This window comes from Burkholderia aenigmatica (genome assembly GCF_902499175.1).
GTDB lineage: Bacteria > Pseudomonadota > Gammaproteobacteria > Burkholderiales > Burkholderiaceae > Burkholderia > Burkholderia aenigmatica.
Window position 1 is genome coordinate 39874 of sequence record NZ_CABVQC010000040.1, and the last position, 20750, is coordinate 60623.

General features: G+C 60.5%; 33 protein-coding genes. All 33 read right to left on the bottom strand.

All coding sequences use genetic code 11. The features are described from left to right. Positions 1 to 91: 91 nt before the first annotated feature. Positions 92 to 1939: a protein-disulfide reductase DsbD gene (gene dsbD / locus BDO18943_RS25705; protein ID WP_175024574.1), complete on the bottom strand. Its 1848-nt coding sequence runs from the start codon at positions 1937 to 1939 to the stop codon at positions 92 to 94. Then, the gene (gene cutA, locus BDO18943_RS25710; protein WP_043191857.1) at positions 1932 to 2258 is read right to left on the bottom strand and encodes a divalent-cation tolerance protein CutA; all 327 of its coding nucleotides are present in this window, start codon (positions 2256 to 2258) and stop codon (positions 1932 to 1934) included. The genes dsbD and cutA overlap by 8 nt, the downstream gene beginning before the upstream one ends. Before the next feature lie 202 nt (positions 2259 to 2460). Further along, entirely contained in the window at positions 2461 to 2856 is a 396-nt protein-coding gene (rplQ, locus tag BDO18943_RS25715) for a 50S ribosomal protein L17 (RefSeq protein ID WP_006477175.1), read from the bottom strand. A 138-nt stretch (positions 2857 to 2994) separates the two neighbouring features. Then, positions 2995 to 3972: a DNA-directed RNA polymerase subunit alpha gene (locus tag BDO18943_RS25720; RefSeq protein WP_006477176.1), complete on the bottom strand. Its 978-nt coding sequence runs from the start codon at positions 3970 to 3972 to the stop codon at positions 2995 to 2997. A gap of 124 nt (positions 3973 to 4096) precedes the next feature. Continuing rightward, positions 4097 to 4720 (bottom strand): 30S ribosomal protein S4, encoded by a 624-nt coding sequence (gene rpsD, locus BDO18943_RS25725; RefSeq protein WP_011350679.1) that lies wholly within the window; start codon positions 4718 to 4720, stop codon positions 4097 to 4099. A gap of 154 nt (positions 4721 to 4874) precedes the next feature. Beyond that, positions 4875 to 5276 (bottom strand): 30S ribosomal protein S11, encoded by a 402-nt coding sequence (gene rpsK, locus BDO18943_RS25730; protein WP_004197937.1) that lies wholly within the window; start codon positions 5274 to 5276, stop codon positions 4875 to 4877. Between the two features lie 28 nt (positions 5277 to 5304). Beyond that, positions 5305 to 5670 carry a 30S ribosomal protein S13 gene (gene rpsM / locus BDO18943_RS25735; RefSeq protein WP_006477178.1) on the bottom strand — a complete coding sequence of 122 codons (366 nt, stop codon included), beginning with the start codon at positions 5668 to 5670 and terminating at the stop codon, positions 5305 to 5307. 38 nt (positions 5671 to 5708) lie between these two features. Then, complete coding sequence (gene rpmJ, locus BDO18943_RS25740) at positions 5709 to 5825, bottom strand: 50S ribosomal protein L36 (protein WP_004199844.1); 117 nt, start codon at positions 5823 to 5825, stop codon at positions 5709 to 5711. 20 nt (positions 5826 to 5845) lie between these two features. Continuing rightward, on the bottom strand, positions 5846 to 6064 hold the full coding sequence (gene infA, locus BDO18943_RS25745; protein ID WP_004521905.1) for a translation initiation factor IF-1: 219 nt from the start codon (positions 6062 to 6064) through the stop codon (positions 5846 to 5848). Between the two features lie 7 nt (positions 6065 to 6071). Beyond that, entirely contained in the window at positions 6072 to 7421 is a 1350-nt protein-coding gene (gene secY, locus BDO18943_RS25750) for a preprotein translocase subunit SecY (RefSeq protein WP_006482915.1), read from the bottom strand. 42 nt (positions 7422 to 7463) lie between these two features. Continuing rightward, entirely contained in the window at positions 7464 to 7898 is a 435-nt protein-coding gene (rplO, locus tag BDO18943_RS25755; RefSeq protein ID WP_006477180.1) for a 50S ribosomal protein L15, read from the bottom strand. Between the two features lie 26 nt (positions 7899 to 7924). After that, the gene (gene rpmD / locus BDO18943_RS25760) at positions 7925 to 8107 is read right to left on the bottom strand and encodes a 50S ribosomal protein L30 (protein ID WP_006400644.1); all 183 of its coding nucleotides are present in this window, start codon (positions 8105 to 8107) and stop codon (positions 7925 to 7927) included. Positions 8108 to 8122: 15 nt separating this feature from the next. Next, a complete protein-coding gene (rpsE, locus tag BDO18943_RS25765) occupies positions 8123 to 8641 on the bottom strand; it encodes a 30S ribosomal protein S5 (protein ID WP_006752931.1) in 519 nt (172 codons plus the stop codon). A gap of 14 nt (positions 8642 to 8655) precedes the next feature. After that, positions 8656 to 9021, bottom strand: a complete 366-nt coding sequence (gene rplR / locus BDO18943_RS25770) for a 50S ribosomal protein L18 (protein WP_006477183.1) — start codon at positions 9019 to 9021, stop codon at positions 8656 to 8658. Positions 9022 to 9033: 12 nt separating this feature from the next. Then, positions 9034 to 9564 carry a 50S ribosomal protein L6 gene (gene rplF, locus BDO18943_RS25775; protein WP_006758786.1) on the bottom strand — a complete coding sequence of 177 codons (531 nt, stop codon included), beginning with the start codon at positions 9562 to 9564 and terminating at the stop codon, positions 9034 to 9036. An 18-nt stretch (positions 9565 to 9582) separates the two neighbouring features. Then, positions 9583 to 9978, bottom strand: coding sequence for a 30S ribosomal protein S8 (gene rpsH, locus BDO18943_RS25780; RefSeq protein ID WP_011350677.1), 396 nt, complete (start codon positions 9976 to 9978; stop codon positions 9583 to 9585). Positions 9979 to 9992: 14 nt separating this feature from the next. Continuing rightward, on the bottom strand, positions 9993 to 10298 hold the full coding sequence (gene rpsN / locus BDO18943_RS25785; protein WP_011350676.1) for a 30S ribosomal protein S14: 306 nt from the start codon (positions 10296 to 10298) through the stop codon (positions 9993 to 9995). Positions 10299 to 10305: 7 nt separating this feature from the next. Then, positions 10306 to 10845, bottom strand: a complete 540-nt coding sequence (gene rplE / locus BDO18943_RS25790; RefSeq protein ID WP_006477186.1) for a 50S ribosomal protein L5 — start codon at positions 10843 to 10845, stop codon at positions 10306 to 10308. Between the two features lie 16 nt (positions 10846 to 10861). Then, positions 10862 to 11170: a 50S ribosomal protein L24 gene (rplX, locus tag BDO18943_RS25795; protein ID WP_006477187.1), complete on the bottom strand. Its 309-nt coding sequence runs from the start codon at positions 11168 to 11170 to the stop codon at positions 10862 to 10864. A gap of 9 nt (positions 11171 to 11179) precedes the next feature. Next, positions 11180 to 11548, bottom strand: coding sequence for a 50S ribosomal protein L14 (gene rplN / locus BDO18943_RS25800; protein WP_006482918.1), 369 nt, complete (start codon positions 11546 to 11548; stop codon positions 11180 to 11182). A gap of 309 nt (positions 11549 to 11857) precedes the next feature. After that, positions 11858 to 12130, bottom strand: a complete 273-nt coding sequence (gene rpsQ, locus BDO18943_RS25805) for a 30S ribosomal protein S17 (protein ID WP_043191859.1) — start codon at positions 12128 to 12130, stop codon at positions 11858 to 11860. Continuing rightward, on the bottom strand, positions 12127 to 12321 hold the full coding sequence (gene rpmC, locus BDO18943_RS25810; protein WP_006400652.1) for a 50S ribosomal protein L29: 195 nt from the start codon (positions 12319 to 12321) through the stop codon (positions 12127 to 12129). Before rpmC ends, rpsQ begins: the two co-directional genes overlap by 4 nt. A gap of 9 nt (positions 12322 to 12330) precedes the next feature. Further along, the gene (rplP, locus tag BDO18943_RS25815; RefSeq protein ID WP_006752927.1) at positions 12331 to 12747 is read right to left on the bottom strand and encodes a 50S ribosomal protein L16; all 417 of its coding nucleotides are present in this window, start codon (positions 12745 to 12747) and stop codon (positions 12331 to 12333) included. A 2-nt stretch (positions 12748 to 12749) separates the two neighbouring features. After that, positions 12750 to 13550: a 30S ribosomal protein S3 gene (gene rpsC, locus BDO18943_RS25820; protein WP_006482899.1), complete on the bottom strand. Its 801-nt coding sequence runs from the start codon at positions 13548 to 13550 to the stop codon at positions 12750 to 12752. An 11-nt stretch (positions 13551 to 13561) separates the two neighbouring features. Beyond that, complete coding sequence (gene rplV / locus BDO18943_RS25825; protein ID WP_004199272.1) at positions 13562 to 13891, bottom strand: 50S ribosomal protein L22; 330 nt, start codon at positions 13889 to 13891, stop codon at positions 13562 to 13564. Between the two features lie 12 nt (positions 13892 to 13903). Then, positions 13904 to 14179: a 30S ribosomal protein S19 gene (rpsS, locus tag BDO18943_RS25830; RefSeq protein WP_004199273.1), complete on the bottom strand. Its 276-nt coding sequence runs from the start codon at positions 14177 to 14179 to the stop codon at positions 13904 to 13906. 10 nt (positions 14180 to 14189) lie between these two features. Beyond that, the gene (gene rplB / locus BDO18943_RS25835) at positions 14190 to 15017 is read right to left on the bottom strand and encodes a 50S ribosomal protein L2 (RefSeq protein WP_006482900.1); all 828 of its coding nucleotides are present in this window, start codon (positions 15015 to 15017) and stop codon (positions 14190 to 14192) included. A 2-nt stretch (positions 15018 to 15019) separates the two neighbouring features. After that, on the bottom strand, positions 15020 to 15334 hold the full coding sequence (gene rplW / locus BDO18943_RS25840) for a 50S ribosomal protein L23 (protein WP_004199275.1): 315 nt from the start codon (positions 15332 to 15334) through the stop codon (positions 15020 to 15022). Continuing rightward, on the bottom strand, positions 15331 to 15951 hold the full coding sequence (gene rplD / locus BDO18943_RS25845; RefSeq protein ID WP_011350675.1) for a 50S ribosomal protein L4: 621 nt from the start codon (positions 15949 to 15951) through the stop codon (positions 15331 to 15333). The genes rplW and rplD overlap by 4 nt, the downstream gene beginning before the upstream one ends. Next, the gene (gene rplC, locus BDO18943_RS25850; protein WP_006482922.1) at positions 15951 to 16601 is read right to left on the bottom strand and encodes a 50S ribosomal protein L3; all 651 of its coding nucleotides are present in this window, start codon (positions 16599 to 16601) and stop codon (positions 15951 to 15953) included. The genes rplD and rplC overlap by 1 nt, the downstream gene beginning before the upstream one ends. 177 nt (positions 16602 to 16778) lie before the next feature. Continuing rightward, the gene (rpsJ, locus tag BDO18943_RS25855) at positions 16779 to 17090 is read right to left on the bottom strand and encodes a 30S ribosomal protein S10 (protein WP_004199280.1); all 312 of its coding nucleotides are present in this window, start codon (positions 17088 to 17090) and stop codon (positions 16779 to 16781) included. A gap of 286 nt (positions 17091 to 17376) precedes the next feature. Next, on the bottom strand, positions 17377 to 18567 hold the full coding sequence (tuf, locus tag BDO18943_RS25860) for an elongation factor Tu (protein WP_011350666.1): 1191 nt from the start codon (positions 18565 to 18567) through the stop codon (positions 17377 to 17379). A gap of 39 nt (positions 18568 to 18606) precedes the next feature. Then, positions 18607 to 20709 carry an elongation factor G gene (fusA, locus tag BDO18943_RS25865; RefSeq protein WP_011350673.1) on the bottom strand — a complete coding sequence of 701 codons (2103 nt, stop codon included), beginning with the start codon at positions 20707 to 20709 and terminating at the stop codon, positions 18607 to 18609. Positions 20710 to 20750: the final 41 nt, after the last annotated feature.

A 20750-nucleotide genomic window follows, 5' to 3' on the forward strand; every position in this document is an offset into this window, starting at 1 on the left:
CCGTCGACCGGAGCCGTCTGCTCGTGTCGATCGTCCGCTCATGCCGCACGAGCGCGCCGCTTCGCCACCGGCACGCCCCCAACAGGCATGGTCATACCGTCGGAACGGCAGCCCGGTCCAGGCTGCGCAGGAACGTCTCGGCCGCCTGATAGCCAACCACACGCCCGATCTCGTTACCATTGCGATCGAAGAAGATGATGCCCGGCGGCCCGAACAGGTTGAAGCGCTTCAACAGCGCCTGGTCGTCCGGGTTGTTCGCGGTGACATCCGCACGCACGAGGTGAAGCTGCGCGAGCCGCGCCTGCACGCGCGCGTCGGTAAACGTCAGATGCTCCATCTCCTTGCAGCTCACGCACCAGTCGGCGTAGAAGTCGAGCATCACGGGCTGGCCGGACGTCTTCAACAGCGCGTCGAGTTCGCCACTCGAGCGCACCGATGCGAACGCGGGGCCATCCTGCGCTGCGGCCGCGCCTGCCGTCGCAGCACCGCCGGACGCAACCGTGCGTGCCGCCAGCACCGCCAGCGGCTTGACCGGATCGGTCGACCCCGCGGCCAGGCCGACGAGCAGCGTGGCCGCCCAGATCGCGAGCGCCGCGCCCACGCCACGGCCGAGGCGACGCCAGATAGACGTGGCGCCGGCATTCGGCGTGAACAGCCCGAGCGCCGCGGCCGCGATCAGCAGCCATAACGCAGCGAGCACCATCTTCAGGCCACCGGCCAGCACCGGCCACACGATCCACAGCGCGGCTGCGAGCAGCACGATGCCGAAGAACACCTTCACGCCATCCATCCAGGCGCCGGCGCGCGGCAGCACGGTCCCGGCGCCGACGCCGACGACCAGCAGTGGCACGCCAAGCCCCAGCCCCATCGCGAACAGCGCGGCACCGCCGAGCAGCGCATTGCCCGTGTGGGCGATGAAGGCCAGCACCGCGAATAGCGGCGCCGTCATGCACGCACCGACGACCAGCGCGGACAGCGCGCCCATCGCCGCGACCGCGACGAAATGGCCGCCCTGGCGCGCGCCCGATGCGTCGGCCGCGCCGTTCTGCCAGCGTGCGGGCAGCGCGATGTCCTTGCCCGAGATCAGCGAGACGGCAAACGCGGTCAGCAGCACGCCGAACGCACCGAGCACCCACGGGTTCTGCAGCCATGCACCGAGGCTCTGGCCGACCAGCGCCGCGGCGATGCCGAGAACCGTGTAGACCAGCGCCATGCCGACCACGTAGGTCAGCGACAGCGCGAAACCGCGCGCATGCGTCGCGCGCGTGCCCTGGCCGATGATGATCGCCGACACGATCGGGATCATCGGGTACGAACACGGCAGCAGGCTCAGCACGACGCCCGCGACGAAATACAGTGCGACGATCGTGAAGAAGCCGTGCCCTTCGAGCAGCGACTGCGCGAAATCGGCGCTGGTGACCTTGTCGAACCAGCTGCCCGCAGCGGCCGTATCGCCGGACGACGAGGCGGCACCCAGCGCGGCGCCGTCGACCTTCACGACGTGCTCGGCCGGCGGATAGCAGATGCCCTCGTCCGCGCACCCCTGCGACGTCACCGCGAGCTCGAACGGCCCCGACGCCTGCTTGACGGGCACGTGAACGATGACTTCGTCGCGGTAGGTCTCGACGTTCTTCTGGAACGTCTGATCGAACTTCACGTGGCCGGCCGGGAATTGCGGCTCGCCGAGCGTCGCCTGTCCGCTCTTCACCGCGAACGCGAAACGCTCGCGGTACAGGTAATAACCGTTGGCGACCTTGAAGCGGACGTCCACCTGTCCCGGCGATTCGCTCGCACTGAACTTGAACGCAACCGACGGATCGAGGAAATCGTCGGCCGCGCGCGCGACCGACAGGCCGCCCAGCACGAGCATGAACGACAACAGGACTGCGAGGAATCGCAGCGCGCGCACGCGCACGGGAAGCGCCATACCGTTAAACATGAAATAGACGTTGAGTTTCGTTGATCACCCATTGACCGTACGCGGCCGATGCCGTCGTCTGCCACGAGACGATTTCGGGCGTCTCGTAAGGATGATGCGCGAGAATAAATCGCTCCAGTTCGAGCGCCCGCACGGGGCTCGTCTTGAACAGCAACTGGATCTCGTCGGCCGTTTCGACCTTGCCCTGCCAGTGATAGCGCGATTTGATCGCACCGAGCTCCGACACGCACGCGGCAAGCCGCGCATCGAGCGCACCGTCTGAAAGCGCCTGAGCGGTCGCGGCATCGGGCACCGTCGTCAGCATCAGCACCACTATCATCCGCGCCCTCCTTGTTGGTCTATCGGCTCCTGCCGACGCGGATTGCCCACCTGGGGAGCGCGTTGGCTGCCCCGTATCGTAGCGCAGCCCGCGCAACGCTGCCGGCACCGCCCTGCGACAATCGATCGCAGCTGGCGCCTGAAAAACAAAAAGGGCCAAGCAATCGCTCGGCCCCTTTCAGATACTGCTGCGTACCGGAAGCTTACTCAGCTTCTTGCACGTTTTCCGTTTCGTCGACTTCCGGACGATCGAGCAGCTCGACCAGTGCCATCGGTGCGTTGTCGCCCACGCGGAAGCCAAACTTCAGCACGCGCAGGTAGCCGCCCGGACGGTTCGCGAAACGCGGACCGAGCACGTCGAACAGCTTCGCCACCGAGTCACGATCGCGCAGGCGGTTGAACGCCAGGCGACGGTTTGCCAGCGACGGCTTCTTGCCGAGCGTGATCAGCGGCTCGACGACTTTACGGAGTTCCTTCGCCTTCGGCAGCGTCGTCTTGATGACTTCGTGCTCGATCAGCGAGTTGGACATGTTACGGAGCATAGCCAGACGGTGGCTGCTCGTGCGGTTCAGTTTCCGCAGACCATGACGATGGCGCATTTCAGTTTCCTTGATTCAAAGTTTTGATCCAGCTCTTCTATCGCACGTCGAAGCGTGCACGGGCCGGTAACGAAAAAAAGCAAGATGCGGATTTTAAAGGAAAATCCGCATCTTTGCCAACTACAGCAACAACCAGGCTTACTTGTCGAGACCAGCCGGCGGCCAGTTTTCGAGCTTCATGCCCAGCGTGAGACCGCGCGAAGCGAGCACTTCCTTGATCTCGTTGAGCGACTTGCGACCGAGGTTCGGCGTCTTCAGCAGCTCGTTTTCCGTGCGCTGGATCAGGTCGCCGATGTAGTAGATGTTCTCGGCCTTCAGGCAGTTCGCCGAACGAACCGTCAGCTCGAGATCGTCCACCGGACGCAGCAGGATCGGATCGATCTGCGGGGCACGCGACGGCGCTTCGGCTGCCGTTTCCGTGCCTTCCAGCGCCGCGAACACGGACAGCTGGTCGACCAGGATGCGGGCCGATTGGCGGATCGCTTCTTCCGGCGTGATCACACCGCTCGTCTCGATGTTCATCACGAGCTTGTCGAGGTCGGTACGCTGCTCGACACGTGCGCTTTCGACAGCGTAGCTCACGCGGCGAACCGGCGAGAACGAAGCGTCGAGGACGATGCGGCCGATGATCTTGGCCGTGTCTTCGCCGTAGCGACGAACGTTGCCGGGCACATAGCCGCGACCCTTTTCGATCTTGATCTGAACGTCGAGCTTGCCGCCCTTCGACAGGTGCGCAATCACGTGATTCGGGTTGATGACTTCGCAGTCGTGAGCCAGCTCGATATCGCCGGCCGTGACAACGCCTTCACCTTCCTTGCGCAGCGTAACCGTCACTTCGTCACGGTTATGCAGCTTGAACACCACGCCCTTCAGGTTCAGCAGCAGGTTGACGACGTCTTCCTGCACGCCATCCAGCGTCGAGTACTCGTGCACCACGCCCGCGATCGTCACTTCGGTCGGCGCGTAGCCAACCATCGACGACAGCAGCACGCGACGCAGCGCATTGCCCAAGGTATGGCCGTAACCGCGTTCGAACGGTTCCATGACCACCCTCGCGTGGTTCTCGCCCAGCGATTCCACGGCGATGATCTTGGGTTTCAGCAAACTGGTTTGCATGGGCTTTCCTTTTCAATACCCTCGGCTCGTTACACCGATAAGGCTGACCGGTAACAACCAGAAAATAAACAGCCGAGGGCCCTCCTTGCGTAACGCAATCGGGGTACCTCGGCCGTCAATCGGATTAACGCGAATACAATTCGACGATCAGGCTTTCGTTGATGTCGCCTGCGATTTCAGCGCGTTCCGGCATTTGCTTGAACGTGCCTTCGAACTTCTTCGCATCGACTGCAACCCAGCTCGGCATGCCGCCTTGCTCGGCCAGCGACAGCGCTTCGACGATACGCGCTTGCTTCTTCGCCTTTTCGCGGATCGCGACGACGTCACCCGACTTCACTTGCTGCGACGGGACGTTCGCAACGACGCCGTTCACGGTGATCGACTTGTGGCTGACCAGCTGACGCGCTTCAGCGCGGGTCGAGCCGAAGCCCATGCGATACACGACGTTGTCGAGACGCGACTCGAGCAGTTGCAGCAGGTTTTCACCCGTGTTGCCCTTGCGGCGGTCGGCTTCAGCGAAGTAGCGGCGGAACTGACGCTCCAGCACGCCGTAGATACGCTTGACCTTCTGCTTTTCGCGCAGCTGCGTACCGTAGTCGGACGTACGTGCGCCCGAGGTACGGCCGTGCTGACCCGGCTTGCTGTCGAGCTTGCACTTGTCGGCGAGCGAGCGGCGTGCGCTCTTCAGGAACAGGTCGGTGCCTTCACGGCGGGACAGCTTGGCTTTGGGGCCGATATAACGTGCCACGTTGCATTCCTTTATCAATCAGTCACGCGGATCGAAATCCGCGCTAGTCCGCTCCCTTTGGGGCGAACGGTGGGCTTAGTCAATCAAAAAAGCAACGCCCGTCGACGCTGAGCGGCGACAGGCAATGTGCTAGCACGAACGTGCCAGCACATCTTTAGATACGACGACGCTTCGGCGGACGGCAGCCGTTGTGCGGAATCGGGGTGACGTCCGAAATCGCGGTGATCTTGATGCCGAGGCCGTGCAGTGCGCGCACTGCCGACTCACGACCCGGGCCCGGGCCCTTGATCCGCACTTCCAGATTCTTCACGCCGTATTCCATCGCGACGCGGCCAGCCGACTCGGCTGCGACCTGGGCAGCGAACGGCGTCGATTTGCGCGAGCCCTTGAAGCCCTGACCGCCCGACGTCGCCCATGCCAGTGCATTGCCTTGGCGATCGGTGATCGTGATGATCGTGTTGTTGAACGACGCGTGAACGTGAACCACGCCTTCAGCGACGTTCTTCTTAACCTTCTTGCGAACGCGTTGCGCCGCGGTGTTCGAAGCCTTAGCCATTACGTTTTCCTGTAACTGTCAGTTCCGCTTACTTCTTCAGCGCTTGCGCTGCACGACGCGGACCCTTGCGAGTACGTGCGTTCGTACGCGTACGCTGACCGCGCATCGGCAGGCCCTTGCGATGACGAACACCACGGTAGCAACCGAGGTCCATCAGGCGCTTGATGTTCATCGTCACTTCACGGCGCAGATCGCCTTCGACGACAAACTTGCCCACTTCTTCACGCAGCTTTTCCAAGTCTGCGTCGGTCAAGTCCTTGACCTTCTTCGAAAAATCGACGCCAGCTGCCACGCAGATGCTGCGCGAACGGGTGCGGCCGACACCGAAGATTGCCGTCAGGCCAATCTCGGTGTGCTGGTGATTCGGGATGTTAACCCCTGCGATACGAGCCATTGTTTTTCCTCAAACAAAAAGCGCAAACAAACGCGCGGTCAGCCTTGGCGCTGCTTGTGGCGCGGATCCGAGCTGCAGATCACGCGAACGACGCCTTTGCGCTTGATGATCTTGCAATTGCGGCAAATGCGCTTAACCGATGCCATCACTTTCATGATAATACCCTTTTTTCAAATCACTTCGCCCGGAACACGATCCGCGCACGAGACAGATCGTAAGGCGTCAACTCAACCGTCACCTTGTCGCCCGGCAGGATGCGGATGTAGTGCATCCGCATCTTTCCGGAAATATGACCCAACACGACATGGCCGTTTTCCAGCTTCACACGGAAGGTCGCATTCGGGAGGTTTTCAATCACCTCACCCTGCATCTGGATTACATCGTCTTTGGCCATAGTCCTTTCAACGCATCGGGATGTTGCCGCCCTTGAAGTTCGCCTTCTTGAGCAGTGACTCATACTGTTGCGACATAACGTACGACTGCACCTGCGCCATAAAGTCCATCGTGACGACGACAATGATCAGCAGCGACGTTCCACCAAAATAAAACGGCACGTTCCAGCGCAGCACCAGAAACTCCGGCAGCAGACACACGAAGACGATGTAGATCGCACCGGCCAGCGTCAGACGCGTGAGGATGCGGTCGATATATCGTGCGGTCTGATCGCCCGGACGGATGCCCGGAACAAACGCGCCGCTCTTCTTCAGGTTGTCTGCGGTTTCCCTGCTGTTGAACACCAGTGCGGTGTAGAAGAAGCAGAAAAACACGATCGCCAGCGTGTACAGCAGCACATAGACCGGCTGGCCCGGCTTCAGCGCTTCCGCAACGTTATGCAACGTATTGGAAATCCAGCTTCCCGTCGGCTGACCGGTACTGAACCAGCCGAGAATCGTTGCCGGGAACAGAATGATCGACGATGCGAAGATCGGCGGAATCACGCCCGACATGTTCAACTTCAGCGGCAGATGCGACGACTGCCCACCGTAGATCTTGTTGCCGACCTGGCGCTTCGCGTAGTTCACGAGGATCTTGCGCTGACCGCGTTCGATGAACACGACCAGGTAAGTCACCGCGGCAATCAGAACGACGATGATGATCGCCGAAATGATGCTCATCGAACCCGTACGCACCAGCTCGAACAACCCACCGACGGCATTCGGGAACCCTGCTGCGATCCCGCCGAAGATGATGATCGAGATACCGTTGCCCAGACCACGCTCGGTAATCTGCTCGCCGAGCCACATCAGGAACATCGTGCCGGTAACCAGCGTCACGACCGTCGTCAGACGGAACAGCATGCCGGGGTCAGTGACGAGGCCGGGCTGGTTTTCCAGCGCAGCCGCGATACCGAACGCCTGGAAGGTCGCGAGCACCACGGTGAAATACCGCGTGTACTGCGTGATCTTCCGTTGCCCTGCCTGCCCTTCCTTCTTCAGCGCCTCGAGCTGCGGCGAGACAATCGCCAGCAACTGCATGATGATCGACGCCGAAATGTACGGCATGATCCCCAGCGCAAAGATCGTGAAGCGGGAAAGCGCGCCACCCGAGAACATGTTGAACATGCCCAGGATGCCGCCCGCCTGGCTCTGGAACAGCTTTGCCAGTTGATCCGGATCGATGCCCGGCACGGGAATGTGCGCGCCGATGCGATAGACGATCAGCGCCAGGAGCAGGAACATCGCTCGCCGGCGCAGATCGCCGAATTTCGCCGTGCTTCGACCGGGTTTTGCAAGACTCGGGCTGTTAGCCAAGTACCTTCTCCGATGAATGCAAGTGACGACGCGCTACGCGTGTCACTCGGCGAACGAACCGCCAGCCGCTTCGATCGCAGCGCGCGCACCCTTGGTGGCACCGAGACCCTTCACGACGATCTTGCGCTTCAGTTCGCCCGTCGCGATGATCTTTGCGCTCTTCGTCAGCTCACCGACCAGGCCGGCTTGCTTCAGTGCGAGCAGATCGATCTCATCGACCGGCAGCTTCTCGAGGTCGCTCAGGCGCACTTCACCGACGAATTCCTTCGTCAGCGACGTGAAGCCGCGCTTCGGCAGACGACGTTGCAGCGGCATCTGACCGCCTTCGAAACCGACTTTGTGGAAGCCGCCCGAACGCGATTTCTGACCCTTGTGACCACGGCCAGCCGTCTTGCCGAGGCCCGAACCGATGCCGCGGCCGACGCGACGCTTGGCGTGCTTTGCACCAGCGGCCGGCTTCAGGTTATTCAATTCCATATCAACTCCTTGATCCGTAGGGCCGCTTACGCGATGACCTTAACGAGGTACGAGACCTTGTTGATCATGCCGCGGACCGCCGGCGTGTCCTGCAGCTCGCTAACCGAATTGAGTCGGCGCAGGCCCAGGCCACGCACGGTAGCGCGGTGCGATTCGCGGGTCCCGATCAGGCTCTTCACGAGCTGAACCTTGACAGTTTTTTCAGACATGGTGACCACCCGGGCTTAGCCCAAAATATCTTCGACGGACTTGCCGCGCTTCGCCGCGATGTCTGCCGGGGTGGACTGCTTGCGCAGACCGTCCAGCGTGGCGCGAACGAGGTTGTACGGGTTCGTCGAACCGTGGCTCTTCGCCACGACGTTCTGAACGCCCATCACGTCGAACACTGCGCGCATCGGGCCGCCGGCGATCACGCCCGTACCTGCCTTCGCCGGAGCGAGGAGGACAGCGGATGCGCCATGCTTGCCGTGCACTTCGTGCTGCAGCGTGCCGTTCTTGAGCGGCACCTTGAACATGTTGCGGCGAGCTTGTTCCATTGCCTTCTGGACAGCGACCGGCACTTCCTTCGCCTTGCCCTTGCCCATACCGATGCGGCCATCACCATCGCCAACCACGGTCAGTGCGGCGAAGCCGAGAATACGGCCACCCTTCACGACCTTGGTCACGCGATTGACCGAAATCATCTTTTCACGAAGGCCGTCGTCGCGCTCGTCAGCCTGAACTTTCGCTTGCATCTTTGCCATGACGAATTCCTTCCTTAGAACTTGAGCCCAGCTTCGCGAGCTGCCTCAGCCAGCGCCTTGACGCGGCCATGGTAGCGGAAGCCCGAGCGGTCGAAGGCGACGGATTCGATGCCGGCAGCCTTTGCCTTCTCGGCAATACGCTTGCCGATCAGCGTCGCGGCATTAACGTTGCCGCCCTTGCCCGACTTGTCGGCCAGTTCGGCGCGCACTTCTGCTTCGAGCGTCGACGCGCTGGCGAGCACCTTGGTGCCGCAGGGCGAGAACACTTGAGCGTAGATGTGCGTGTTCGTGCGATGCACGGCGAGACGCGCGACCTGCAGCTCAGCGATCTTGATACGCGTCTGGCGAGCGCGGCGCAGGCGAGATTGAGTCTTATCCATGATTGCGCACCCTTACTTCTTCTTCGTTTCTTTGAGGATCACAACCTCGTCGGAATAGCGCACGCCCTTGCCCTTGTAGGGCTCCGGCGGACGGTAACCGCGAACTTCCGCAGCCACTTGACCGACTTGTTGCTTGTTGATCCCCTTGATCACGATTTCGGTTTGCGTCGGGGTTTCTGCCTTGACGCCTTCCGGCATCTGGTGCACCACGGGGTGCGAGAAACCCAGCGACAGGTTCAGCTTGTCGCCTTGCGCTTGCGCACGATAACCGACGCCAACCAGCGTCAGCTTGCGCTCGAAACCCTTGGTCACGCCGTGCACGGCATTCGCGATAATCGCGCGCATCGTGCCCGACAGTGCATTTGCTTCGCGGCTTTCGTCCACCGGCGACAGGTTCAGCGTGCCGTCGTTGTTCGCCACGTTCACGAGCGGATTGATCGCTTGCGTGATGGTGCCCAGCGGGCCCTTGACGGTGATTGCACCGTCGGCCAGCTTGACTTCCGCGCCTTGCAGCGCGATCGGGCTCTTACCTACTCGAGACATGTTTCTCTCTCCTCGGCTTTAAGCGACGTAGCAGATGACTTCGCCGCCGACGCCGGTAGCGCGCGCCTTGCGGTCGGTCATCACGCCCTTCGGCGTCGACACGATTGCCACACCGAGGCCATTCATGACCTGCGGAATGTCGTTACGGCCGCGGTACACGCGCAGGCCAGGCTTCGACACGCGTTCGATGCGTTCGATAACCGGACGGCCAGCGTAGTACTTCAGCGCGATATTCAGTTCGGACTTCGCACCTTCCGCCTTCACGGCGAAATCGTCGATATAGCCTTCGTCTTTCAGGACTTGCGCGATTGCAACCTTGACTTTCGACGAGGGCATCGACACCGATACCTTCTCGACCATCTGCCCGTTGCGGATGCGAGTCAGCATATCGGCGATAGGATCACTCATGCTCATTTACGTTTCTCCTATTACCAGCTCGCCTTGGTCAGGCCAGGAATCTCGCCACGGAATGCGATTTCACGAATCTTGTTACGCGCGAGGCCGAATTTACGGAACGTGCCACGCGGACGGCCCGTGATCGCGCAGCGGTTACGCTGGCGGGTCGGGTTTGCGTTGCGGGGCAGTTGCTGCAGCTCCAGGCGTGCTTCGTAGCGCTCTTCTTCCGACTTGCTTTGGTCTTCGACGATCGCCTTCAGCGCATCGCGCTTTGCTGCGAACTTCGCGACCAGGCGGGCGCGCTTCTTTTCACGTTCGATCAGTGCCAGTTTAGCCACGGTAACCTCAGTTTCTGAACGGGAACTTGAAGCTGGCGAGCAGAGCCTTTGCTTCGTCGTCGGTCTTCGCAGTCGTCGTGATGCTGATGTTCAGCCCACGCAGTGCGTCGATCTTGTCGTAGTCGATTTCGGGGAAAATGATCTGCTCTTTCACACCGATGTTGTAGTTGCCACGGCCATCGAAAGCACGACCCGACACGCCGCGGAAGTCACGCACGCGGGGCAGGGCAACCGTCACGAAACGGTCGAGGAATTCGTACATTGCTTGGCCACGCAGCGTCACCATCGCGCCGATCGGGTAACCCTGGCGGATCTTGAAGCCTGCGATTGCCTTGCGTGCCTTCGTGACGACCGGCTTCTGACCAGCGATCTTCGTGAGGTCGCCAACGGCGTTCTCGATGATCTTCTTGTCAGCGATCGCTTCGCCAAGACCCATGTTCAGCGTGATCTTGGTGATGCGCGGCACTTCCATGACCGACTTGTAACCGAACTTCTCGATCAGGCCGGGCACAACCTTTTCTTTGTAAAACTCTTGAAAACGAGCCATTTTTTACTCCGCTGCGTCAGGCGCTCAGTACGGCACCGGTCGTCTTCAGGAAGCGAACCTTCTTGCCTTCCTCGACCTTGATGCCAACACGCGACGCCTTGCCATTCGCGTCGACCAGTGCGACGTTCGAAATATGCAGGGGCATCGTCTTCGCTTCCACGCCACCCGTCGTACCCTTCATCGGGTTCGGCTTCACATGCTTCTTGACGAGGTTGATACCTTCAACCGTCACATGTTCTGCACCGACAGCCAGCACGACGCCGCGCTTGCCCTTGTCTTTGCCAGTGACGACGATGACTTCGTCACCTTTGCGAATCTTGTTCATCGCGACTCCTTACAGCACTTCCGGCGCCAGCGAAACGATCTTCATGAATCGTTCGCTACGCAGCTCACGCGTGACCGGCCCGAAGATACGGGTGCCGATCGGCTCGAGCTTGTTATTCAAAAGCACAGCGGCGTTGCCGTCGAACTTGATCAGCGAGCCGTCTTGACGGCGCACGCCCTTGGCGGTGCGGACCACCACGGCGTTGTAAATTTCGCCTTTCTTCACGCGCCCGCGCGGCGTTGCCTCTTTGACGCTCACCTTGATGATGTCGCCAATGCCGGCGTAACGACGCTTCGAGCCGCCGAGCACCTTGATGCACAGAACTTCACGTGCACCCGTGTTGTCGGCTACTTCGAGCCGAGATTCGGTCTGGATCATGGTTTGTCTTTCCCAACTTAATCCGGATGCACCACCATGATGCATTCGGTCAGTCTTGGTCCCGTCAGCCAATCGGCTGCTTGGGTTGGAACAGCAGCGACGGCAAACGAAACCCGCCATCGCAATTCGGTGAATCTTTCGGACAGGCAGGCGCCAGTCCGCTTCCCCCACCAACTTCGCCCGCGACGGGGCTCCCATAAAGAGGGAAGACCAGGATTATAACAAATAATCCTGGTCACGCAAGCAAAAACTTTGCGATTTCAAGCACTTCGCGGAGAAGTGCCTGTTACTGCCTACTACGCTGCCCGCTTAGATGACGCGAGCGGCTTCGACGAGGCGCGACACCGTCCAGGCCTTCGTCTTCGACAGAGGACGAGTTTCCTGGATTTCAACGAGGTCACCCTCGTTGTAGGTGTTCGCTTCATCGTGCGCGTGGTACTTCTTCGAGCGCACGACGTACTTGCCGTAGATCGGATGCTTGACGCGGTGCTCAATCAGCACGGTGACGGTCTTGTCCATCTTATTGCTGACGACCCGACCGACCAGCGTCCGCTTCAGCGAGGTTTTCACGCTATCGTTCATTTCTGGTTCGCCTTCTGAGTCATGACGGTCCGCACACGTGCGATGTCGCGACGAACCTTCTTCAGCTGGCTCGTGTTCGTGAGCTGCTGGGTCGCGAGTTGCATGCGCAGGCCGAATTGCGCCTTCAGCAGGTCCGCCAGCTCCTTGTTGAGCGCGGCCTGGTCTTTCTGGAGAAGTTCGGAAGCCTTCATATTTTCTCCTTAGGCGCCGAGCTGGCGCACGATGAATGCCGTCTTCAGCGGCAGCTTGGCTGCAGCCAGACGGAACGCTTCGCGTGCCAGTTCTTCGGTTACGCCGTCCATTTCATAGAGCATCTTGCCCGGCTGAATCTCGGCGACGTAGTACTCCGGGTTACCCTTACCGTTACCCATACGCACTTCGGCCGGCTTCTGCGAAATCGGCTTGTCCGGGAAGATCCGGATCCAGATGCGGCCGCCACGCTTGATGTGACGCGTCATTGCACGACGCGCCGCTTCAATCTGGCGTGCGGTCAAACGACCGCGACCGATAGCCTTCAGGCCGAAGTCACCGAACGACACTGCGTTGCCGCGCGTCGCCTTGCCGGTGTTACGACCCTTCTGCTCTTTACGATACTTCCTGCGTTTCGGTTGCAGCATCGTTATTCTCCAGTCTTGCCGTCTTCGGGCTTGCCGGCGCCACGGCGCGGTGCGCCACGGCGAGCACCCGGAGCGCCGCCTTCGCCGTCACGGCGCGGACGACGGTCGCCCGGACGCGCATTGCGACGCGGACGCTTGTCTTCGGCTACTTCTTCCACCACCGGTGCGTCGTTGCGGCCGAGCGTGTCGCCCTTGTAAACCCACACCTTGACGCCGATGATCCCGTAGGTCGTCTTCGCTTCCGAGGTCGCGTAGTCGATATCGGCACGCAGCGTGTGAAGGGGCACGCGACCTTCGCGATACCACTCCGTACGAGCGATTTCGATACCGTTCAGACGGCCCGCGCTCATGATCTTGATGCCTTGAGCACCCAGACGCATCGCGTTCTGCATCGCACGCTTCATCGCGCGGCGGAACATGATCCGGCGCTCGAGCTGTTGCGTGATCGAGTCAGCGATCAGCTGAGCATCGGTTTCCGGCTTGCGGATTTCTTCGATGTTGACGTGAACCGGAACGCCCATGCGGCGTTGCAGTTCCGTCTTCAGCTGCTCGATATCCTCGCCCTTCTTGCCGATGACCACACCCGGACGCGAGCTGTAAATCGTGATGCGCGCGTTCTTCGCCGGACGCTCGATGACGACCCGACCGACCGAAGCGTTCTTCAGCTTCTTCTTCAGGTATTCACGAACACCGATGTCTTCCTGCAGCATCGCCGCGAAATTGTTGTTGTTCGCGTACCAACGCGAAGCCCAATTGCGGCTGACAGCCAGGCGGAAGCCAGTCGGATGAATTTTCTGTCCCATCGTATGGCTCCTTAATTCCCGACCGTCACAGTGATGTGACAGGATTGCTTCTCGATGCGGTTACCGCGGCCCTTGGCGCGCGCGGTGAAACGCTTGAGCGATGCAGCCTTGTCGACGTAGATGCTCTTGATCTTGAGCTCGTCGATATCGGCGCCTTCGTTGTGCTCCGCATTCGCGATTGCCGACAGCACAACCTTCTTCACGATGCCAGCCGCTTTCTTCGGCGAGAACGTCAGAACGTTCAGCGCCTTGTCGACCGGCAAACCGCGGATCTGGTCAGCCACAAGGCGCGTTTTTTGCGCCGAGATGCGGGCACCGCGATGAATTGCTTTCACTTCCATCTTGATTGCCCCTTATTTCTTGGCCTTCTTGTCGGCTGCGTGACCCTTGAACGTACGGGTCAGTGCGAACTCGCCAAGCTTGTGGCCGACCATGTTTTCCGAGATGTACACCGGAACGTGTTGACGGCCGTTGTGAACAGCGATCGTCAGGCCGATGAAATCCGGCAGAATCGTCGAGCGACGCGACCAGGTCTTGATCGGCTTTTTGTCGCGCGAAGCTGCAGCCGCCTCAACTTTCTTCAGCAAATGGGCGTCGCAGAACGGACCTTTTTTAACAGAACGTGCCATTGCCTACTCCTTAACGCTTGTGACGGCGCTGGACGATCATCGTCGTCGTGCGCTTGTTGCTACGGGTGCGATAACCCTTAGCCGGCGTACCCCACGGGCTAACCGGATCGCGACCTGCAGCCGTCTTGCCCTCACCACCACCGTGCGGGTGATCAACCGGGTTCATCGCAACGCCACGCACCGTCGGGCGGATACCGCGCCAGCGGTTCGCGCCAGCCTTGCCGATCTGGCGCAGGCTATGCTCTTCGTTGCCGACTTCACCGATCGTTGCACGGCACTCGATGTGCACGCGGCGGATTTCGCCCGAACGCAGACGAACCTGCGCGTAGACGCCTTCACGTGCGAGCAGCATGGCCGACGTACCAGCCGAACGCGCCATTTGCGCGCCCTTGCCCGGCAGCATCTCGATGCAGTGGATCGTCGTACCGACCGGAATGTTGCGGATCGGCAGCGTGTTGCCTGCACGGATCGGCGCTTCCGAACCCGACATCAGCTGTTGGCCGACGGTCAGGCCCTTCGGGGCGATGATGTAGCGACGTTCGCCGTCTGCGTAGAGCACCAGCGCGATGTTCGCGCTACGGTTCGGGTCGTACTCGAGACGCTCGACCTTTGCCGGGATGCCATCCTTCGTGCGACGGAAATCGACGATACGATAGTGTTGCTTGTGACCACCACCCTTGTGACGCGTGGTGATACGACCGTTGTTGTTACGGCCGGCGGTCGAGCTCTGCGAGTCGAGCAGTGCCGCGAACGGCTTGCCCTGGTGCAGATTCTTGTTGACCACCTTGACCATCGCGCGGCGACCCGGCGATGTCGGCTTAACTTTAACGATTGCCATGATTACTTGGCCTCCGCTTCAAAGTTGATTTCCTGGCCGGGCTTCAGGCAAACGTACGCCTTCTTCACGTCCTTGCGGCGGCCCATCGAACGGCCAAAGCGCTTCTGCTTGCCCTTCTGAACCAGCACGTTGACGGAATCAACTTCAACCTTGAACAGCAGCTCGACCGCTGCCTTCACTTCCTGCTTCGTGGCATCCGGCGCGACTTCGAACACGACTTGCTCGTTCTTGTCGGCAACCAGCGTCGCCTTTTCCGAGATGACCGGCGCGAGCAGGACCTGCATCAAACGATGATCGTTCTTGCGAATCTCGCTCATGACAGCAACTCCTCGATCTGGGCGACCGCAGCCTTCGTGACCAGCACTTTCTTGAAGTAGATCAGCGACAGCGGGTCAGCGTAACGCGGCTCGACAATCGCCACGTGCGGCAGGTTGCGCGAAGCCAGGTACAGGTTCTCGTCGACCGTATCCGTAATGATCAGCACGGAGTCGAGACCCATGGTCTTGAATTTTTCGGCCAGCAGCTTGGTCTTCGGCGCTTCGAGGATGATGTCCTCGACGACCGACAGACGGCCTTCACGGGCCAGCTGCGAGAAGATCGAGCAGAGACCTGCGCGATGCATCTTCTTGTTGACCTTGTGCGAGAAGTTTTCTTCCGGCGAATTCGGGAAGATACGACCACCGCCACGCCACAACGGGCTCGACGACATACCGGCACGAGCGCGGCCCGTACCCTTCTGGCGCCACGGCTTCTTCGTCGTGTGCTTGACTTGCTCACGGTCCTTCTGTGCGCGGTTACCCTGGCGAGCATTCGCCTGGTAAGCGACGACGACCTGGTGGATCAGCGCTTCGTTGTAGTCACGACCGAACACGACGTCCGATGCGTTGACCACTGCACCTTCCTGACCATTTTCGTTCAGGAGCTTGAGTTCCATTATTTCGCCCCCTTGGTCTTGACGGCCGGCGTCACGAAGACTTTGCCGCCCTTCGCGCCCGGAATCGCACCCTTCACGAGCAGCAGCTTGCGCTCTGCGTCGATACGAGCGATTTCGAGGTTCTGCACCGTCACCGTCACGTCACCCATGTGACCCGTCATGCGTTTACCCGGGAAAACACGACCCGGATCCTGCGCCATACCGATCGAGCCCGGCACGTTGTGCGAGCGCGAGTTACCGTGCGTAGCACGGCCGGAGGAGAAGTTGTAACGCTTGATCGTACCGGCGTAGCCCTTACCGATCGACACGCCTTGCACGTCGACCTTCTGGCCCACTTCGAAAAGATCTGCACCGACCACGGCGCCATTCGACAGCTCAGCTGCCTTGGCCGCGTCAATGCGGAATTCCTTGAGGATTTCACCGGCTTCGACACCGGCTTTGGCGAGATGACCTGCCAGCGGCTTCGTCACGCGCGAGGCACGACGGGAGCCGAATGCAACCTGCACGGCCGTGTAGCCGTCGGTTTCAACAGTCTTGATCTGCGTCACGCGGTTGTCCGACACGTCCAGCACGGTGACGGGAATCGAATCCCCTTCCGCCGTGAAGATACGGGTCATGCCAACCTTGCGACCTACGAGTCCAAGGCTCATCATTTTCTCCATTCCCGACTGCGATTGGTCGGGGCTGATTTACAAAATGCCGGGCACGCAAGGCCCAACTTTTTTTCGCGAATACACGAAAAGCCAAGCATTATAGCCCGACCTCGCGTTTTCCGCAAGCAATCAAAGACTTAGCGCCGCCCGGCAAGCCGATCGGCGCTGGAAGCCTTATTGCAGCTTGATTTCCACGTCGACGCCAGCCGGCAAGTCGAGCTTCATCAGCGCGTCAACCGTCTTGTCGGTCGGATCGACGATGTCCATCAGGCGCTGGTGGGTACGGATTTCGAGCTGATCGCGCGACGTCTTGTTGACGTGCGGCGAACGCAGGATGTCAAAACGCTGAATGCGCGTCGGCAGCGGCACCGGGCCACGGACGATTGCGCCAGTCCGCTTCGCGGTATCGACGATCTCGGCAGCCGATTGATCGATCAGACGATAGTCGAAAGCCTTCAGGCGAATGCGGATTTTCTGTTGCTGCATGACGATTCCTTGAAAAGAGCGAGGCGATGTTGCATCGCCGAACACTAAAAGAACGCGAAACATGACGCCTGCGGGGAGCGAGACACCACGTTCCGAACGGTACTTCCACTGCTAAGCCCGCGATTCTACACGAAATTCTGGAGCGATGGTGCGAGTTTCTCACCCCACGCAACGGCGCGCCGGAAAAACAAAACCGGGTGCCAGCGCAAGCTGGACACCCGGTTTCGACGGTACAACTGCATACCGCGGAATCGCGGACCCCGTCGGGATCCGCGGATCGTCGATATTACTCGATGATCTTGGCGACGACGCCGGCGCCGACCGTACGGCCGCCTTCGCGGATTGCGAAGCGCAGACCTTCTTCCATCGCGATCGGAGCGATCAGCTTCACCGTGATCGACACGTTGTCGCCCGGCATCACCATTTCCTTGTCCTTCGGCAGCTCGATCGAGCCCGTCACGTCCGTCGTACGGAAGTAGAACTGCGGACGGTAGTTGTTGAAGAACGGCGTGTGACGGCCGCCTTCGTCCTTGCTCAGCACGTACACTTCAGCCGTGAAGTGCGTGTGCGGCGTGATCGAACCCGGCTTCGCCAGAACCTGGCCACGCTCCACGTCTTCACGCTTCGTGCCGCGCAGCAGGATACCAACGTTGTCGCCTGCTTGACCTTGGTCCAGCAGCTTGCGGAACATTTCAACGCCCGTGCAGGTCGTCTTCACCGTCGGCTTGATACCGACGATTTCGATTTCTTCGCCGACCTTCACGATGCCGCGCTCAACGCGACCCGTCACAACCGTACCACGGCCCGAGATCGAGAACACGTCTTCCACCGGCATCAGGAACGCGCCGTCAACTGCACGCTCCGGCGTCGGGATGTACGTGTCCAGCGCGTCGGCCAAGCTCATGATCGCCACTTCGCCCAGCTCGCCCGTGTCGCCTTCCAGCGCCAGCTTTGCCGAACCCTTCACGATCGGCGTGTCGTCGCCCGGGAAGTCGTACTTCGACAGGAGTTCGCGAACTTCCATCTCGACCAGCTCGAGCAGTTCAGCGTCGTCCACCATGTCGCACTTGTTCAGGAACACGATGATGTACGGAACGCCAACCTGACGTGCCAGCAAGATGTGCTCACGCGTCTGCGGCATCGGGCCGTCAGCTGCCGAGCAAACCAGGATCGCGCCGTCCATCTGCGCTGCGCCCGTGATCATGTTCTTCACATAGTCAGCGTGGCCCGGGCAGTCGACGTGTGCGTAGTGGCGGTTAGCCGTTTCGTACTCGACGTGTGCCGTGTTGATCGTGATGCCGCGCGCCTTTTCTTCCGGTGCCGCGTCGATCTGGTCGTATGCCTTCGCTTCGCCGCCGAACTTCTTCGTCAGAACCGTCGTGATCGCTGCCGTCAGCGTCGTCTTGCCGTGGTCAACGTGACCAATCGTACCAACGTTCACGTGCGGCTTGGTCCGCTCGAATTTACCTTTTGCCATGATTCTCTTCTTTCAAAAATAATCGATTGTGATAACGAATTACTTCGTCTTCGCGCTGATGATCGCTTCTGCAACGTTCTTCGGAGCTTCAGCGTAGTGCTTGAATTCCATCGTGTACGTTGCGCGACCCTGCGTCAGCGAACGCAGCGACGTCGAGTAGCCGAACATTTCCGACAGCGGCACTTCGGCGCGCACGATCTTGCCGCCGCCCACCATGTCGTCCATGCCCTGGATGATGCCGCGACGACCCGACAGGTCGCCCATCACGTTACCCATGAAGTCTTCCGGCGTTTCCACTTCCACGGCCATCATCGGCTCGAGCAGAACCGGATCCGCACGACGCATCGCTTCCTTGAACGCCATCGAACCAGCCATGCGGAACGCATTTTCGTTCGAGTCGACGTCGTGGTACGAACCGAACGTCAGCGTGACCTTCACGTCGACAACCGGGAAGCCTGCCAGCACACCGCTCTTCAGCGTTTCCTGGATACCCTTGTCAACCGACGGGATGTATTCACGCGGAATCACGCCGCCCTTGATCGCGTCGACGAACTCGTAGCCCTTGCCCAGTTCGCTGCGCTCGAGCGTAATGACCGCATGGCCGTACTGACCACGACCACCCGACTGCTTGACGAACTTGCCTTCGACGTCCGCGGCCGACTTGCGAATGGTTTCGCGGTACGCCACCTGCGGCTTGCCGACGGTCGCTTCCACGCCGAATTCGCGCTTCATCCGGTCGACCAGAATTTCAAGGTGGAGCTCGCCCATGCCCGAAATGATGGTTTGACCCGATTCTTCGTCGGTCTGCACGCGGAACGACGGATCTTCCTGAGCGAGACGGTTGAGCGCCAGGCCCATCTTTTCCTGGTCAGCCTTCGTCTTCGGCTCAACGGCCTGCGAAATCACCGGCTCCGGGAAAATCATGCGTTCGAGCACGATCGGATGTGCCGGATCGCACAGCGTGTCGCCCGTGGTCGCTTCCTTCAGGCCGACCGCAGCAGCGATGTCGCCTGCGCGAACTTCCTTGATTTCTTCGCGCTGGTTCGCGTGCATCTGCAGAATACGGCCGAGACGTTCCTTCTTGTCCTTGGTCGCATTGAGCAGCGTGTCGCCCGAATTGACGACGCCCGAGTAGACGCGGAAGAAGATCAGCTGGCCGACGAACGGGTCGGTCATGATCTTGAACGCGAGTGCCGAGAACTTCTCGTCGTCGGACGCACGGCGTTCCGTCTTCTCGCCATTTTCGAGTTCACCCGTAACCGGCGGGATGTCGACCGGCGACGGCAGGAAATCGATCACGGCGTCGAGCATACGCTGCACGCCCTTGTTCTTGAACGCGGTACCGCACAGCATCGGCTGGATTTCGCACGCGATCGTACGGTCACGCAGACCCTTCACGATCTCGGCTTCGGACAGCTCGCCCGCTTCGAGGTACTTGTTCATCAGGTCTTCGTTCGACTCGGCAGCCGCTTCGACCATCTTTTCGCGCCATTCATTGCACGTGTCGACGAGTTCAGCCGGGATGTCCACGTAGTCGAACTTGGTACCTTGCGATGCCTCGTCCCAAATGATCGCCTTCATCTTGATCAGGTCGACGACACCCTTGAAGCCCTCTTCCGCGCCGATCGGCACCACGACCGGAACCGGGTTCGCCTTCAGGCGCAGACGGAGCTGGTCGTAGACCTTGAAGAAGTTCGCGCCGGTACGGTCCATCTTGTTGACGAACGCGAGACGCGGCACCTTGTACTTGTTCGCCTGGCGCCACACCGTTTCCGACTGCGGCTGCACGCCGCCCACTGCGCAGTACACCATGCACGCGCCGTCGAGCACGCGCATCGAGCGCTCGACTTCAATCGTGAAGTCGACGTGGCCCGGGGTGTCGATGATGTTGATGCGGTGTTCCGGATAGTTGCCGCCCATGCCCTTCCAGAAGGCGGTGGTAGCAGCGGACGTGATCGTGATGCCACGCTCCTGTTCCTGCTCCATCCAGTCCATCGTGGCTGCGCCGTCGTGGACTTCACCGATCTTGTGGTTCACACCGGTGTAAAACAGAATGCGCTCGGTCGTCGTCGTTTTGCCGGCGTCGATGTGAGCGCTAATACCGATATTGCGGTAGCGCTCGATAGGAGTCTTGCGAGCCACTTTGATCCTCTACTGGGATGACGCGATGCAGCGCCGCTGCA